We start from the raw sequence: 16652 nt of genomic DNA on the forward strand, positions 1-16652 counted from the left end.
CCTAATCTTACTTCCCAAAAGAGGGAAGTAGAATAATATTATTTTTAAACAAAGACACAGTTAAATGAACTATCCCGACAGTATATTAAATAGATATGCTGACTTTTTTAAAATATTCTATGACTTCAAAGGTTATATTAACTTTTTTATGCTTCAAGATTTTATAGATAGCAATGAGAATATAAAATTCTCTCTGCCTTTTGATGGATTTAATCGTTCCGCCTTACCGGAAAACAAAGATGAATATGAGATTTATATGCGTAACACAATTAATCTTATAGACAAAAGGAATAAAAGAATATTAAATAGATTGAATATTACCAGCCTACCCCCAGTGTATTAATAATAGCGCGAAAAAAAAGCTTTTGAAGTTTGTAATAAAACGAAAAAATGATAAACGACAGAGAAATCGTCGCTTTATTAAAATAATCACGGCCACTGTATTCTGAATAGCTTGCCAGGGCAAGAGAAGTCACGCAACAGCTCCCATAACTCGATTGTATAAAAACAGACATAGCGATCTGCTGTGTCAATATTCATAGGCTATCCTAAGCTTGTCATAAAAAATTCAAATAATAATTATTTTATTTATATTCGTCTCAACAATAGAACAAAGACAGATATTAAAATGAAATCAAATAGGATGGCATTTATAATAAGGGTATTTTTATGCTCTTTAATCCTTACCTTATTTGGAGTTTTTGGTGGACATGAATTGCCATCATACCTCCAAACTCATGGCATCCCCAATACAGTCGATTTCAATCGTAATACGCCGGTAAAAATACAAAATTCTGACTTACTCTCGTCTCATCATATCGTAGAGTACATTGAAGTAGAGGAAGAAGAAGACGACGAAGAAGAAAGCCATTATGACTATAATAGAAAGTCAATTCAAACTCTTCTATCCCTATCCCTGGTTAAAAATGAGATTACTGGGGTCCCTTTATTCCCATGCAATAAACTAATCAAACTCTATATCCTTTTCCATTCCTGGAAAACATTTCCCCTCTAATAAAGAAGCAATACCAAGCTTCACAATTACACACAGTATATCGTACACGGTATTTCCATTCGTTTTTTAACGGTGAATAAATGCCGCGTTGATCTATATTGACCATAGGCCAACTAAGATCTTATACGAAATACGATTTTAATTGACTTGTAATACGAATTAAATTTAAAATTGATAGGATTACCCACCCACGACACTGTGGTCCACCCACCCAGACCACTGTGGTTCCGGTTCACTCGGCAAATATCCATTAAGGACATTTGGTTGCTCTAAGGAGCAACTTTGCTCGGTCATCTTCATCAAAGGTCGATTTACGAGCCACCCCATCCACGACACGGTGGTCGTGGCTCCTTCATCAGATGAACATTTAGTTCATCTGGTTGCTCTTTGAGCAACTTTATTCAGTCGTGCACTAAATTCAGTCATTTTTAGTCGATTGGGTACTTCGTATTTCGTTCGATCATCTTCACCAAAGGTCGATATAAGACAACTTCATTCATTCATAATACAATGCATTTGTTATCAATAATATATAAAAAAATAATTAGAGAAAAATGAAAAATAATTACAGTTTACTGTGGCTAATGTCACTTGGCCTGTTTATAAGCTGCCAACACTTTGACCATACAGCATCCTCCCACAACGAATCTCATCAGCCCTCGCATACAGAAACCGAAAATGGTAGTCATCATGTTGGGGTATTGGAAACAAGTAGTCCAATCATAAAAGATACCGTCTATTACGAAGAATATGTTAGTCAAATCAATGCTCATCAGCATATAGAATTAAAAACTTTGGAAGCAGGCTATCTTCAAAAAATATTGGTAGATGAGGGGCAATTGGTAAAAAAGGGTCAACTCTTATTCGAAATTCAGCCCATTATTTATCAAGCAGAAATTCAAAAAGCCCAAGCAGAATTAGCCCAGGCAGAAGCAGAAAGGGAAAAAACAATAATAGAGGTCAAAAACCTGAGGGCACTTGTGGATAGCAATATCGTGTCTATCAATGAACTTGCCCTTGCCGAAGCTGAAATGCACAAAGCAGAAGCTTCTGTCGAAAATGCTAAGGCAGAACTCAACTTGATGAAAGCACACCTCCAATTCACCAAAATAAGGGCACCCTTCAGCGGAATAATAGGTAGGTTTGAGGACATTCGCCTCGGCTCTTTTCTCGAAGAAGCGGAAGAACTCACCACCCTTACTGACAACAATGACATGTGGGTCTATTTCAATGTGCCAGAAGATGTCTATCTGGATTATGTTCAACATCCATCAGAAGCCTCAGCATTAGAATTGCAGCTCGCCAATAAGCAAATATTCGATTATCAGGGGAAAATTTCAGCCATCGAAGCAGTGTTTGATAATACCACGGGTACCCTTCCCTTTAGAGCTACCTTCCCAAATCCCAAGAGAGTGTTGCGACATGGACAAACCGGTAATATTCGCTGGCCAAATGCACTTCAAAACGCTATGATGATTCCCCAAAAGGCGACTTATGAAATCTTGGATAAACGATACGTCTTTGTGGTAGATGATGAGGGCAATGTAAATTCTCGGGAAATCAAAATTGCTGCTGAACTAAATAACATTTATATAATATCAGATGGATTGAGCTTGAAGGATAAATTCTTGCTCGAAGGGTTGCGAAAGGTTAAAAATGGCGACCATATTGAGTTTGAATACAAAGACCCAAAATCGGTATTCAATCACTTAGAACTTCATGCAGAATAGTCCATCACCTAAAGAATTTTCAAAATGTTTCAAAATATATTAAAGAGACCAGTATTGGCAATAGTGATCTCAATTGTCACTGTATTTGTAGGCTTATTGGCCATATTTCAGTTGCCTATTTCTCAGTTTCCCTCTATTGCTCCTACTACGATAAACATATTTGTGGCATATCCAGGTGCCAGCGCAGATGTATTAACCAAATCGACCATCATTCCACTCGAAACCGCCATCAATGGCGTACAGGGAATGCGCTATATCGCATCTGATGCCACCAGTGCAGGTGAAGGAACCATCAGGGTGATCTTCGAACCCGGTACTGATGCCAACAAAGCCATTGTGCAAGTCAAAACAAGAGTCGATCAAGTGATGCCAAACCTACCTATATTGGTACAACGTGAAGGGGTTCAGATTACACCCATTCAGCCCAGTATGCTATTGTATGTCAACCTGGCTAGCGAAGAAGGTAGTAGTATCGACGAAAAGTTTCTATACAATTACGCCTATACCAAAGTAGTTCCTGAGCTCCAAAGGATAAATGGCATTGCTCGTGCACAAATTCTAGGTGCGCGTAAGTATGCTATGCGTATCTGGCTTAAACCAGACCGGATGCAAGCCTACAAAATATCGGCAGAGGAAGTGATGGAAGCCCTTGAAGAACAAAGCTTAATCGGTCGTCCAGGACGACTGGGTAGAAGTTCGGGGATTACTGCGCAAGCCAAAGAATACGTACTCACATACGCCGGCCGATACAATACCCCAGAACAATACGAGAACATAATAATGAAAAGTACTGAAGAAGGTCATCAGGTCAAACTCGGACAAATTGCCGAGATAGAATTGGGAAGTGAGTTTTTTGATATCTATTCCAATTTAGATGGCAAACCCTCTTCTTCCATCGTGCTGAAGCAAACCTTAGGAAGTAATGGTAACGGGGTAATCAAAGCTGTAAAAGAAAAAATGAAAGAACTGGAAAAAGATTTTCCTGCTGGTATTACTTATCAATATAGCTACGATGTGTCAAAATTCCTCGATGCCTCCATCGAACAAGTGACTCATACCATACGAGATGCATTTATATTGGTTGCATTAGTGGTATTTATCTTTCTCGGAGATTGGCGGGCTACCCTCATACCCATCCTCGCTGTGCCCGTATCTCTGATTGGGGCTTTTTTCTTTATCCAGATGTTTGGTATGTCGATCAACTTAATCACTCTTTTTGCCTTAGTACTCGCAATAGGTATTGTTGTCGACAATGCCATAGTAGTTGTGGAGGCAGTCTATGCCAAAATGGAGGAAGATCCCACCATTACACCTTATGAAGCAACCCAGAGAGCCATGAGGGAATTAAGCGGTGCCATCATAGCTATTACTTTGGTGATGACCTCAGTTTTTGTTCCGGTAGCATTTATGACTGGACCAGTCGGGGTGTTTTATCGACAGTTTTCAATTACCATGGCCAGTTCCATTATTATTTCAGGAATCATAGCTCTCACTTTAACACCTGTACTCTGCGCCATGTTTCTCAAGAATCATCATGGCAAAACTAAAAAGTCCTGGTTTGACCGATTTATCGATGGCTTCAACCGACTATTCGAAAAACTTACTGGAGGCTATGTTTTGATACTCAATAAAATAGTAGCTCGCAGGGTCGTCACTTTTGGCGTTCTTGCCCTATTTATTTCCGGCCTCGTTTATTCTAATAAAATTTTGCCGGCAGGTTTTGTACCCAATGAAGATCAAGGGACCATCTACGCCATTGTCCAGACACCTCCTGGATCTACACTGGAACAAACCAACGAAGTCGCCAAGCAATTGCAAGAAATTGCAGAGGAGATGGAAGGAGTAGAATCCGTGACCTCTCTTGCTGGGTATGAGATCATGACCGAAGGACGGGGATCTAATGCTGGAACCTGTTTGATCAACCTTAAACCCTGGTCGGAGCGGGATAAGAATGTGGTTGAGATTATGGAAGAGATGGAAGAAAAAACCCGTGACCTCGGCGCCATCATCGAATATTTTGAACCTCCTGCAGTACCAGGATTTGGATCTTCAGGTGGATTTTCGTTTCGAATGTTGGATAAAACCGACGGTACCGATTATAAGGAATTTGATGAAATCAATCAGAATTTTCTCAGTGCTTTGAAAAAACGGGAAGAACTGACAGGGTTATTCACCTTTTTTGCTGCCAATTATCCACAATTTGAAATAGAATTTGACAATCAGGCGGCCATGCAAAAAGGGGTATCGATAGGGAAAGCGATGGAGAATTTGAATATTCTTATTGGTAGCACCTACGAGCAAGGTTTTATCCGATTTGGACGCTTTTTTAAGGTGTATACTCAAGCGGCGCCCGAGTATCGCAGATACATATCTGATTTAGACCAATACTTTGTGAAAAACGAAGAAGGTGATATGGTCCCTTATTCCGCTTTTATGAAATTTAAAAAGACCCAAGGCCCCAATGAAATCACTCGTTACAACCTCTATAATTCAGCGGCTATCAGGGGATTACCTGCACCAGGATTTACAACCGGTGATGCCATCGCTGCAATCCGGGAAGTCGCAGAAGATAATTTACCAAGAGGTTTTGACATAGCTTGGGAAGGCCTATCCTATGATGAAGCTCAACGAGGTAATGAGTCTATTTTCATCTTTTTGGTGGTTGTATTTTTTGTGTATTTGGTTTTGGCTGCCCAGTACGAAAGTTTTGTACTGCCATTGGCAGTCTTACTTTCCTTGCCTATCGGAATATTTGGATCATATTTTTTGCTAAAAATAATGGGCTTGGCAAACGATGTCTATGCACAAATTGGCATGATTATGCTGGTCGGTTTATTGGGTAAAAATGCCGTTTTAATTGTAGAATTTGCGGTGCAAAAACACAATGAAGGAGCGAGTATTTTGGATGCCGCCATAGAGGGAGCCAAAGTTCGATTTAGGCCGATATTGATGACCTCCTTTGCCTTCATCGCAGGTCTGATCCCACTGGTCTTAGCCCATGGTGCAGGTGCTATTGGAAATCGAACCATTGGATCGGCATCACTTGGTGGAATGCTTATCGGGACCCTCTGCGGGGTACTCATCATTCCGGGACTCTATTACTCTTTGGCCAAGTTGGTAGAGGGCAAAAAATTGTTACAAGAAGAAACACAGACTACGGTTTCAGAAATGTTTGTCTCAGAGCCTACTAAAGCCTCATTATTAAAGAAGATTTCAAAATTGAATGTTTTACTAAAAATGCGAAATCGAAAAAATGATTAAAATGAATTCATCCATAAAATTCTATACATATATATTCCTATTGGTAATGATTGTACTCTTAGGGAGTTGCAATACTCCCCATGTAGTCCTAAAACAAACTAGTGAAAGTCTACCTAAAAACTATAATAACCCCATGGACTTAGACAGTATAAGCGTGGCTGCGGTAGACTGGCGAGAATATTTTGACGATGCCCAATTGGCCGAGTTGATCGATACCGCCTTGACCAATAATCAGGAGCTAAACATTGTGCTTCAAGAGTTAATCGTCAGACAGAACGAGGTATTGGAAAAATCCGGAGAATATCTACCTTTTGTAGATATTGGAGCAGGTATTGGAGCCGAAAAACCAGGGCGCTTTACCCGAGATGGAGCTGTAGAACATAGCTTGGAAATTGAGGAAGGAAAAGAATTCCCTGAGCCTTTAGGTGATTTTCAATTTGGAGCAATGGCCAGCTGGGAGGTTGACATATGGCGAAAACTTCGAAATGCCAAGGATGCTGAGCAATTTCGGTATTTGGCGGCTAATGAGGGTAGAAACTTCTTAATCTCAAATCTAATTGCAGAAATCGCCAATTCTTATTACGAACTCAAAGCGCTTGATAATCTTCTAAATATTATAAACAATAACGCGGCAATTCAGGAGGAAGCTTTGCGAAAAGTCAAGATTCAAAAACAAAATGCCAAAGCTAATCAACTTGCTGTCAATCGTTTCGAAGCCCAATTGCTAAAAACCCAGAATCTACAATACGACATACGGCAGCAAATTGTGGAGACAGAGAACCGGATTAATTTTCTAGTAGGGCGTTATCCTTCAGAAATTGACCGAGACTCACAGGGTTTTATGGACTTGAAAATAGACAAAATTCAAGCGGGAATTCCTGCTCATTTATTGCAAAACAGACCAGATATTCACGAAGCAGAATACCAATTACAAGCCGCTAATCTAGATGTAGAGGTGGCGCGTGCTGATTTTTATCCGAGCTTGGATATTTCAGCTGGCATTGGCTTTCAGGCATTCAATCCCAAGTTTATATTGAATCCGGAATCTATTCTCTTTAATTTGGTTGGGGATCTTACCACTCCTCTAGTCAATAAAAAAGCCATAAAGGCGAGGTATAATATGGCTTCTGCCATTCAGATACAGGCGGTTTATCAATACGAACAAACGGTTTTAAATGCTTATACTGATGTTTTAAATCAACTATCCAAATTAGAAAACTATTTCAACAGTTTTGCAACCAAGCAAAGAGAAGTCGATATTTTAAGTAAATCGGTCAATATTGCCAATAGCTTATTCAAATATGGCAAAGCCGATTACGTAGAGGTACTTTTAACCCAAGAGGAGGTATTGGATGCCAAAATGGAATTGGTGGAAACCAAACTTCAACAACTCCAAGCTAAAGTGGATATCTACCGAGCTTTGGGTGGAGGATGGCAGTAATATTTCATTTTAAAAAATAGTCTTTGTAAAAAGTGTAAACCTCTATGTGAAGCAATGATTAAAAATGTAAAAACTATAATAATCCAACTTATAGGAATTACATTTTGTAATGACTGAATGTAGTTGCCTTTTGGGCAACTACATTTTTTCACCCGGATAATTGCTGCGCAATTCGTTAGATTTTAAGTTCCCTTCTAGTATGGGCAAAATGATGCCGTCCACTTCGACTCAGCTCAGTGCGCTGCTATCAGAAATTCATCCGTTCACTCCGACGTGATTGCCCCATAATACCGACAAGATTTTACCTTAATTTATTATGTCGTCCCATCAGGACTTCTTTTAACGATTACAAACAATCATAGGGTTGCACCCTCTACTATTAGACTACGCCCCTTCAGGGCTTTTTTTTAGTTTGTTTGATGAGATTGTTCCGTAAATCGTCAGTAAATTGCCGCCGTCACAGACTAAACATTAAGAAGATTTATGAAGATCTCCATTATGCCTCGGGTGGGTGAGCCACGGCGCTGCGACGAGATTACATAAAAGTTCACAGACTAGTACAATATTTAAAACTATAATCTTATTACAGGACGAGTCAGATAACAAACACCGAAGTACACGACCAAACACCTCACCACAACTCCCTAATCCTAAACCCCTTATGACATTACTATTTTTTATAGTATATTAACCCTTTTATCCGTAACCTATGATGACTAAAGAAATCACCAGCGTTGAAGAGTTTAAAATTCTCCTCGACCGTGAACAAACAATCACCAGTATCGCCGTCCAAAATTTGGACCTCAGAGATCTCCGCAAAGAACTCCTGACCGTCCCCGTCAAAGACTGTTTATTCCTCGGCTGTCGCCTCACCGACGCCATGATCTGTCGACTGCAAAAAAATAACTATATATTTCCAACCCTCGACCTACCCTACCCCATCTATCCCAATAAACTCTATACAGCAGAAGAACTATACGCCAGTATCGACCTCCAACCCGCTACCTCTTATGAAGCCACTCTGGACAAAGCCATCTACGATCACTTTATCCGAACCGGTAAATACACCACCGATATTAAAGAATCCTTGGCCCGTAGCCTCCACGATCAATCTATCACCAATGCCCTGCAAGATTTCATACAAAACTATGAAGAAACCAATATTATGGCCATTATGGGCGGCCATGGTCTGTCGAGAAGTCATGAAAACTATCGCAAAGTCGTCCATCTTTCCAAAAATCTAACCGAATCAGGAAAATTAATGGTCTCTGGTGGTGGTCCAGGTGCTATGGAAGCCACCCATTTAGGTGCTTGGCTGGCCGGTCGTCCCGACACAGCCATTGATGAAGCATTGGCCATCTTAACCCAGGCCCCGCTATTTACCGACAATCAGTGGTTGTCCACAGCTTGGGCGGTGATTTCTAAATTCCCCATAGGCTCACATCAGAGCCTCGGGATCCCCACTTGGTTGTACGGACACGAACCCCCTACTCCATTTGCCAGCCATATCGCCAAATACTTTACCAATAGCATCAGAGAAGACGGTCTCTTGGCCATCGCCAAAGGCGGTGTAATATTTACTCCGGGAAGTGCAGGTACCGTCCAAGAAGTATTTCAAGAAGTAACCCAAAATCACTACCTAACCCTACAATACGCCAGCCCTATGATCTTTTTCGATTCAACCTTTTGGACAGAGGATTGGCCCGTTTATCCACTGTTGAAATCACTGGCCGACTCTCACAAATTGAAACACCTCAACCTGGGCCTATACGACGACGTAGCCGCCATTCAAGACCACCTCAAATCATTTTTCCTCTACAAAAACGGCTACTATGTCTAAGATAAAATTTCACCATCCCAAAATCCACAAAACAGAAGATGGATCGGATACCCTAATGCATAGTGAACAACAGGAACTCTACCATTCCAGATTTGGCGCCTATACCGAAGGCCAACATATATTTATCAATCACGGAATCTCCAGACTCAATCTCCCTGACCAACACCCCATACAGGTATTGGAACTGGGCTTAGGCAGTGGACTCAATGCCCTGTTAACATGGGTATACTCTGACCAACACAATCAGTCGATACAATACAGTAGTATCGAAAAATATCCCGTCCACCCAGATATTATATCCAGTATCCATTTTGATACCACGGCCAATCAACTCGCTCAACATAGAGACAAACTACTTCAGATTCATAACTGTGACTGGAATCAATGGCAAGAACTTAGTCCCTTATTTCAACTTCAAAAGATATATGGGGATTTTGAAAACCACATCAGTGACCAAGGCTACCATATTATATATTACGACGCCTTTGCCCCTGAAGCCCAGCCCGATCTGTGGGACGAAACCGCTATGGCCCATTGCTATGACTTACTGGCCGATGATGGAATCTGGATCTCCTATTGTGCCAAAGGTTATGTCAAACGCAACCTCCGCAAGGCGGGATTTGAAGTCAAGGCTCTCCCTGGCCCTCCACGAAAACGAGAAATAACCCTAGCCATAAAAAAAGGGTTAAATAAATAACTTCATTTAACCCTAGATTAATCAACAACTAACAAAAATCTTAACTAGTCTTCACTTCAGCAGGCTCTTCAAATCCTTGAACACCATTCACTGTCGTGTATTTCATGCTGTATTTCTTCTCTGGATAGATGATATTAAAGGCCGATTGCAAGGCCAATGTGGCTTCGTGAAATCCACACAATATCAACTTCAAAAGATATATGGGGATTTTGAAAACCACATCAGTGACCAAGGCTACCATATTATATATTACGACGCCTTTGCCCCAGAAGCCCAGCCCGATCTGTGGGACGAAACCGCTATGGCCCATTGCTATGACTTATACGATTTACATTTTATGATGACGGAAAAGATTTTGAAAATATTTGGAGTTAGACGAGGATAAAAACACAGGCATAGCCGTAGCTACGGCGAGTATTTTAAACGATGTATAACTTCAAATAAATCGAAAGATTTCCGTTAATTATAAATGTAATTCGTATTACTGGCCGATGATGGAATCTGGATCTCCTATTGTGCCAAAGGTTATGTCAAACGCAACCTCCGCAAGGCGGGATTTGAAGTCAAGGCTCTCCCTGGCCCTCCACGAAAACGAGAAATAACCCTAGCCATAAAAAAAGGGTTAAATAAATAACTTCATTTAACCCTAGATTAATCAACAACTAACAAAAATCTTAACTAGTCTTCACTTCAGCAGGCTCTTCAAATCCTTGAACACCATTCACTGTCGTGTATTTCATGCTGTATTTCTTCTCTGGATAGATGATATTAAAGGCCGATTGCAAGGCCAATGTGGCTTCGTGAAATCCACACAATATCAACTTCAATTTGCCGGGATAAGTATTTACATCTCCAATGGCATATATACCTTTTATGTTGGTACTATAATCCAAGGTATCCACTTTGATGGCATTTTTCTCGATTTCCAATCCCCAATCCCCGATCGGACCCAATTTGGGACTCAATCCAAACAATGGCAACCAAGCATCGGCATATAACTCAGAAGAGCTACCATCTTTGTGCTTAATCACTACGGCATCCAAAGTATCATTGCCTTTTACATCGATTACTTCCGAATTGGTCAACACCTTGATCTTACCTGAATCTTGAAAATCATATAATTTCTGAACCGTATCTCTATGACCTCTAAATTGCTCGCGACGGTGAACCAATGTCACAGATGAACACATATCATTCTCTGCAAAATAAGTAGCCCAGTCCAAAGCAGAATCCCCACCACCAGATATCACAATCTCCTTGTCGGCAAAAAACTCTGGATGTTTTACAAAATAATACACCCCATTGTTCTCAAACTTGGGCAAGGCTTCGATAGGTGGCTTGCGCGGTTCAAATGAACCCAATCCACCCGCTATCATAACCACAGGCGCACGGTGTTTGACTCCGTCATTCGTCGTTACAATAAATTGTCCTTCATCATCTTTTTCTATAGTCTCAGCTCTCTCACCTAAAGAATATGTAGGCTTAAAAGGCTCTATCTGTTCCAATAGATTATTGATCAATTCGCCTGCCAATACGGAAGGATAGCCAGGAATATCATAGATGGGTTTCTTGGGATATATCTCAGTCAATTGTCCCCCAGGCAAAGGCAAGGCATCAATTAAATGACATCTCAACTTCAATAAGCCGGCTTCAAAAACAGTAAACAATCCTACTGGCCCCGCTCCTATGATTAATATTTCCGTCTGTATCATATCTAGTTTTTAATTAAATTTTCAGTTAAACGATTCAATTCTTTTACTTTGGTCTTAAAATTATCACCGAATATATTCCTTACCTTATTGAGGTGATCAGCCAATTCGTTGATCTCTTCTGGCAAACTCTTTTCCAAAATTTGACGCAGGCGCTTGGCCAATGTCGGTGATTTCCCATTGGTGGAAATTGCTATTTTTAGATCCCCTTTGGTTACTATTCCACCCAAATAAAAATCACACATCGAAGGTGTATCGGCAACATTTACAAGTTTACGATTTAATTTAGAATTAGTCCAAATAAAAGTATTTATTTTTATATCATTGGTCGCAGCAATGACCAAGTCTATTCCTTCCAAGTCGGAAACTTCAAAAGCCTTCTTTTCTATAGTCAAGTTAAAATGTTGGGTATAGGTCTCTATTTTCTCAGATACTTCAATAGCCACCACTTTGACTTGGGCACATGGACTGCTCTTCAATAAGAAATGCAGTTTTTCTTCCGCCACATTGCCTCCCCCTACAACCAATATTTGCAATCGGTCTGTTCTCAAAAAAATGGGAAACAATTCATTTTTATCCCTCATTATCCTATCTTTTGAAAAACCTCTAATCTCCCCAATTCAGCCATAATTTTGGCAGACTTCACATGACGTGCAGCCTCTCCGATAATAATCACTGCAGGACTTGAAATTTGGGCATATGCAACATCTTCTTCTACTTGAGCCAATGTGGATACCAATACCTTCTCATTGGGCATGGTACCATTCTGTATCAATGCAATAGGATAATCTAATCCCTGATGTTTCTTAAATCTCTCTACAATACCAGCCAATTTTCTAGTCCCCATGAGGATAATAATATTGCTCTTGGATTGTGCAGCTATATCTATATCTGAAGCCAGACCACCTCTTTCATCTGTAGCCGTCAACACCCAAAAACCCTGACTTACTCCCCTAGACGTAATGGGCACTTGATTATAGGCCGCAATACCTGAATAGGAACTTATACCGGGAACTACATCTACCACCAAGCCGTGGTTTTCAGCATAGGCAATTTCTTCCTGGGCTCGACCGAATATCATAGGATCACCGCCCTTTAGCCTCACTACATGGCCAAACTTATTCGCCATCTTTACGATTAATCGATTGATCTCAAACTGGGTATAACTACTCCACCCCCTTCTTTTGCCCACAAATATTTTCTGTGCATTGGGGGCATAATTCAACAATTCATTGTTGACCAAGGCATCAAACAATACAATATCTGCCTGCTCCAACACCTCTACGGCCTTTAAAGTAATCAACTTCGGGTCTCCTGGGCCTCCGCCGACCAAACTCAATCTAGGTATCTTATTGCTATTCATTGACCAATACTTTGTGGTGATCCTCCACCTGTTTCTTTAATATTTCGGCGTTTTGCAAATACAATTTTGCAAACTCTTCACTCGGTGCGTGTTTCTTCATACTCAACACCAACTCTCCAAAAGAATCATATCCCCCCGGCCAGTCAAATTCACTATCCATCAATCGATCGAAGGCAGCAATAATATTATGCTGTGTATTTAGTTTCTCATCTGTATGTATCAACAAAGATTTTGCCAAATGGATGTAGGCAGTATAGGTATGATAGATGGCATCTGAATATTTATCGGTAAAAAGACTCTTCACTGCTCTTTCTAATCGATCGTTGGCTTCTTCAATCAAGGTAATGGTCAAATCCACTACCACTCCAGCACATTCACCCACACCGATAGCTTTCACATAATCTATTTCACGGCCCCAATCCTGATACCAATCGTCTTCAAAAGCTGCAGTATCGCCGAGAGGTTTCAACAATTGATAAAAATAATCTTTGCCTAATCTCGCATAATATTCACCGTAGTTCTCACTTCCCTCTCTGTTTTTATAATAATCATCCAACAACCATCTCAATGATTCATCGGCTCTTTTTGCAGGTACTTTAATTACCTTATCGGCAAATACACCTGCGCCTGCTCCTTTATTATTTCCACCCAATAAAACCTGTGCGGCCGGAGCTACTTTTTTATTGACTTTAATCGTCATTCCCTGATATCCTATAGCCGCCAAATTATGCTGACCACAGGCATTCATACAGCCACTAATCTTGATATCGATATCTTTGGTTGCCGCCAAATGTGGATATTCAGTATTGATCACCTCGGTCAAACGAGTTGCCAATCCCATACTAGATGCTATACCCAAATTACAAGTGTCGGTGCCCGGGCATGCCACTATATCTGACAAGCCTTCAAATCCTACATCGGTCAATCCCAATGATTTAAGTTTTTCAAATAATCGGTATACATCAGATCCTTTGACAAATCGCAAGATCATATTTTGCTGAATCGTCGCCCGAATATCATCGACTTCAATTTCTTCTAAAAACGCAACCAATTGTCGGGCAATCGGCGTCTTTATATCGCCATTATGGAGTTTCAAACCCACCGCGTAATATCCTTCTTGTTTTTGAGCAAAAACATTGGCATCAAACCATGTTTTAAAAACAGGATCAGAAAAATCGAATGCATAAGCTTCGTTTAATGGCTTATAGCTTGTTTCATAATAATCGATGGGATAGGTCTGATATGGCATCGCCAAACGTTGCTCATCAGCAATACGAAGTAATTCATCTTTGCCCAAATCTTGAATCAAAAACTTCATTCTCGCCTTGTGTCGTCTATCTCTTTCTCCAAATCGATCAAAAGCTCGAATTATACTTTCAGCAAAAGGAATAATTTCTTCAGCAGGTAAAAAATCATAGGCCAATTCAGAATGATTGGGTTGAGCACCCAAACCTCCACCTATTAATACCTTAAAGCCCTTGACTTCTTGTCCGTCAATTACTTTGATCTGAGGTATAAAACCCAAATCGTGAATATAGCTATAGTAATCATCGGCTTCAGTGGCAGAAAAAGAGATTTTAAATTTTCTCCCCATTTCCTGACAAATCGGATTTCGCACCAAGTATTCAAAAGTTTTTTGAGCATAGGGGCTGATATCAAAGGCCTCATCGGGATGAATACCAGCATAGTGAGACCCTGTTACATTACGTACAGTATTTCCACAGGCTTCTCGCAAAGTAATTTCATCTTTGGCCAATTCTTCCCACAACTGTGGAGTATCGTCCAAACTCACAAAGTGCAATTGAATATCTTGTCTAGTAGTCACATGAAGATTACCAGTAGCGTAAGTATCAGAAACCTCGCATATCCGCAAGAGTTTACGTCTGTTTAAATTGCCGTAAGGTAATTTTATCCTAATCATCTGCACCCCAGGCTGACGCTGACCATATATTCCCCGTGCCAATCTAAGACTCTTGAACCGATCCTCATCAATCTTTCCCGATTGGTAAAGGGCAATTTTTTGGCCCAATTCCAATATTTCCTGCTCTACTATGGGATTTTCTAATTCTGTTCTAAAGCTTTTCATAATTAAATATTTCTTATTGTTAGTTGTTCTTGATTTTTAGGAATGTAATCCGCATTCCTTTTTAGAGGTTTCCCACCACCATCTACCAGCTCTAATATCCTCTCCTTCAGTGATGGCTCTAGTGCATGGTGCGCAACCGATACTTACATACCCCTGTCTATGTAACGTATTTTGGGGCACTTTGTATTCATTTAAATAATTTTCTGTGTCTACTAAACTCCAATGCAACAAAGGATTAAATTTTATGATACCAAATTTCAAGTCATATTGAAATCGCTTCATATCGCTTCTGTTTTCCGATTGACCTGCTCTCAATCCCGTCACCCAAATATTGAATGGAGATAAAGCTCTTCCCAAAGGTTCAATCTTGCGAACACTACAACACTCCTTTCTATTTTCTACCGATTCGTAAAAGCTATTGGGACCTTTTGTCGTCAACAATTCCTGTACTTTTTCCTCTTTGGGATAAAATACATCTATTGATTTTTTATACCTCTTAAGGGTTAGGTCAAATACATCATAAGTCTCTTGAAACAACCGCCCTGTATCTAAAGTAAATACATTGATATCCAAATCATTCCTGAAAATCATATCGGTAATTACTTGATCTTCCTGTCCAAACGAAGTTGAAAAAGTAACATTAAATTCCGGTTGTTGACTTAACCATTCCAATGCATCTTCTGGGGATGCAGATCCAAGTACTTGGTTGAGTTTATCAATTTTATTTAGTATTTCCATAAGACGTTTTTTCTTGGGTTTGATTGAATTAATGGTCGCTGATGTATTAATAATACACCTCTTGCATGAATTGTAAAGATATTAGATATAAAAATGTTTATAATCGACTCCTTGAGTAGTCGAAATTATTAACACAGTATGCTAATCTCTTTTCAATTAACAACAACAGCAACAACAACAAGGGTTGTTAGCGTCCAACATAGATGATTTGATGAATTCAGTTTGAAGAGAATTTGTTAGATAGGGTCTCGAAGTAGACCTCGAATGATTAGATTTGATAGACATGTTTTTAAAAATTTTCAATGATTTATATTTACTTTTAAAAAGTCAGGATTTGGCACCTTCCTTAAAGGGGCTGCCAGAGGATCACAGAGCCTGTCTCTAACCTCTTCTTTATAAATCAATTGATCTTTGCATCTTAATACAAAATCACAACTGAACAAAGGCAAATATACAGAGGTTTTTCTAAAAACAAAATAGAATAATACATATTTTAATAAAAATATATAATTCATACCCTCTAAACGATATAAATGACAGTATTAATCATATAACTTCATTGAAAATAAAATCGTGGATTACACAAGTCGAATGAATGTGTAGACGAATTACAAAAATCTAATGGACAATTACTTATAATAACCATTCCCCCTAAAACAAAAAAAGATCCTCCCTAACAATAAGGGAGGATCTATAGCAAATTATTTTAACCTAAATATGCTTACTCAATCACGATCATTTTCTTAGTCGCTGTATAAGTTTTTGTATCTAA

At 39.7% G+C, this 16652-nt stretch carries 15 protein-coding genes and 1 riboswitch; of the genes, 9 read left to right on the forward strand and 6 right to left on the reverse strand.

The features are described 5' to 3' along the window. Positions 1–64: 64 nt before the first annotated feature. From LVD51_RS19460 to mnmD, 7 genes are all read left to right on the forward strand, one after another. On the forward strand, positions 65–343 hold the full coding sequence (locus LVD51_RS19460) for a DUF6994 family protein (protein ID WP_236973049.1): 279 nt from the start codon (positions 65–67) through the stop codon (positions 341–343). A gap of 300 nt (positions 344–643) precedes the next feature. Beyond that, entirely contained in the window at positions 644–1015 is a 372-nt protein-coding gene (locus LVD51_RS19465) for a hypothetical protein (RefSeq protein WP_236973050.1), read from the forward strand. Positions 1016–1569: 554 nt separating this feature from the next. After that, positions 1570–2745, forward strand: coding sequence for an efflux RND transporter periplasmic adaptor subunit (locus LVD51_RS19470; protein ID WP_236973051.1), 1176 nt, complete (start codon positions 1570–1572; stop codon positions 2743–2745). Positions 2746–2769: 24 nt separating this feature from the next. Then, entirely contained in the window at positions 2770–6006 is a 3237-nt protein-coding gene (locus LVD51_RS19475; protein WP_236973052.1) for an efflux RND transporter permease subunit, read from the forward strand. Position 6007: 1 nt separating this feature from the next. Then, on the forward strand, positions 6008–7447 hold the full coding sequence (locus LVD51_RS19480) for a TolC family protein (protein WP_236973053.1): 1440 nt from the start codon (positions 6008–6010) through the stop codon (positions 7445–7447). A 709-nt stretch (positions 7448–8156) separates the two neighbouring features. Then, positions 8157–9287, forward strand: a complete 1131-nt coding sequence (locus LVD51_RS19485; RefSeq protein WP_236973054.1) for an LOG family protein — start codon at positions 8157–8159, stop codon at positions 9285–9287. Then, the gene (mnmD, locus tag LVD51_RS19490; RefSeq protein WP_236973055.1) at positions 9280–9984 is read left to right on the forward strand and encodes a tRNA (5-methylaminomethyl-2-thiouridine)(34)-methyltransferase MnmD; all 705 of its coding nucleotides are present in this window, start codon (positions 9280–9282) and stop codon (positions 9982–9984) included. Before LVD51_RS19485 ends, mnmD begins: the two co-directional genes overlap by 8 nt. A gap of 40 nt (positions 9985–10024) precedes the next feature. On the opposite strand, the gene LVD51_RS19495 is transcribed toward mnmD, so the two are convergent. Further along, positions 10025–10177 carry a hypothetical protein gene (locus LVD51_RS19495; RefSeq protein ID WP_236973056.1) on the reverse strand — a complete coding sequence of 51 codons (153 nt, stop codon included), beginning with the start codon at positions 10175–10177 and terminating at the stop codon, positions 10025–10027. Here LVD51_RS19495 and LVD51_RS19500 point away from each other — a divergent pair. Continuing rightward, positions 10151–10369, forward strand: coding sequence for an MnmC family methyltransferase (locus LVD51_RS19500; protein ID WP_236973057.1), 219 nt, complete (start codon positions 10151–10153; stop codon positions 10367–10369). The genes LVD51_RS19495 and LVD51_RS19500 overlap by 27 nt on opposite strands. 99 nt (positions 10370–10468) lie before the next feature. Then, positions 10469–10618 carry an MnmC family methyltransferase gene (locus LVD51_RS20285; RefSeq protein ID WP_394803197.1) on the forward strand — a complete coding sequence of 50 codons (150 nt, stop codon included), beginning with the start codon at positions 10469–10471 and terminating at the stop codon, positions 10616–10618. Between the two features lie 40 nt (positions 10619–10658). Here LVD51_RS20285 and LVD51_RS19505 read toward each other — a convergent pair whose 3' ends face one another. The 5 genes from LVD51_RS19505 to LVD51_RS19525 are packed head-to-tail and all read right to left on the reverse strand — an operon-like array spanning position 10659 to position 15880. After that, a complete protein-coding gene (locus LVD51_RS19505; protein WP_236973058.1) occupies positions 10659–11696 on the reverse strand; it encodes an NAD(P)/FAD-dependent oxidoreductase in 1038 nt (345 codons plus the stop codon). A 2-nt stretch (positions 11697–11698) separates the two neighbouring features. After that, positions 11699–12277, reverse strand: coding sequence for a precorrin-2 dehydrogenase/sirohydrochlorin ferrochelatase family protein (locus LVD51_RS19510; protein ID WP_236973059.1), 579 nt, complete (start codon positions 12275–12277; stop codon positions 11699–11701). Then, complete coding sequence (cobA, locus tag LVD51_RS19515; protein ID WP_236973060.1) at positions 12277–13056, reverse strand: uroporphyrinogen-III C-methyltransferase; 780 nt, start codon at positions 13054–13056, stop codon at positions 12277–12279. The genes LVD51_RS19510 and cobA overlap by 1 nt, the downstream gene beginning before the upstream one ends. Beyond that, on the reverse strand, positions 13049–15142 hold the full coding sequence (locus LVD51_RS19520) for a nitrite/sulfite reductase (protein ID WP_236973061.1): 2094 nt from the start codon (positions 15140–15142) through the stop codon (positions 13049–13051). The genes cobA and LVD51_RS19520 overlap by 8 nt, the downstream gene beginning before the upstream one ends. Before the next feature lie 36 nt (positions 15143–15178). Beyond that, positions 15179–15880: a phosphoadenylyl-sulfate reductase gene (locus tag LVD51_RS19525; protein WP_236973062.1), complete on the reverse strand. Its 702-nt coding sequence runs from the start codon at positions 15878–15880 to the stop codon at positions 15179–15181. Between the two features lie 304 nt (positions 15881–16184). Next, positions 16185–16282, reverse strand: a riboswitch (SAM riboswitch). Between the last annotated feature and the right edge of the window lie 370 nt (positions 16283–16652).

It is taken from the genome of Membranihabitans marinus, assembly GCF_021729155.1.
GTDB classification, from domain to species: domain Bacteria; phylum Bacteroidota; class Bacteroidia; order Chitinophagales; family Saprospiraceae; genus Membranihabitans; species Membranihabitans marinus.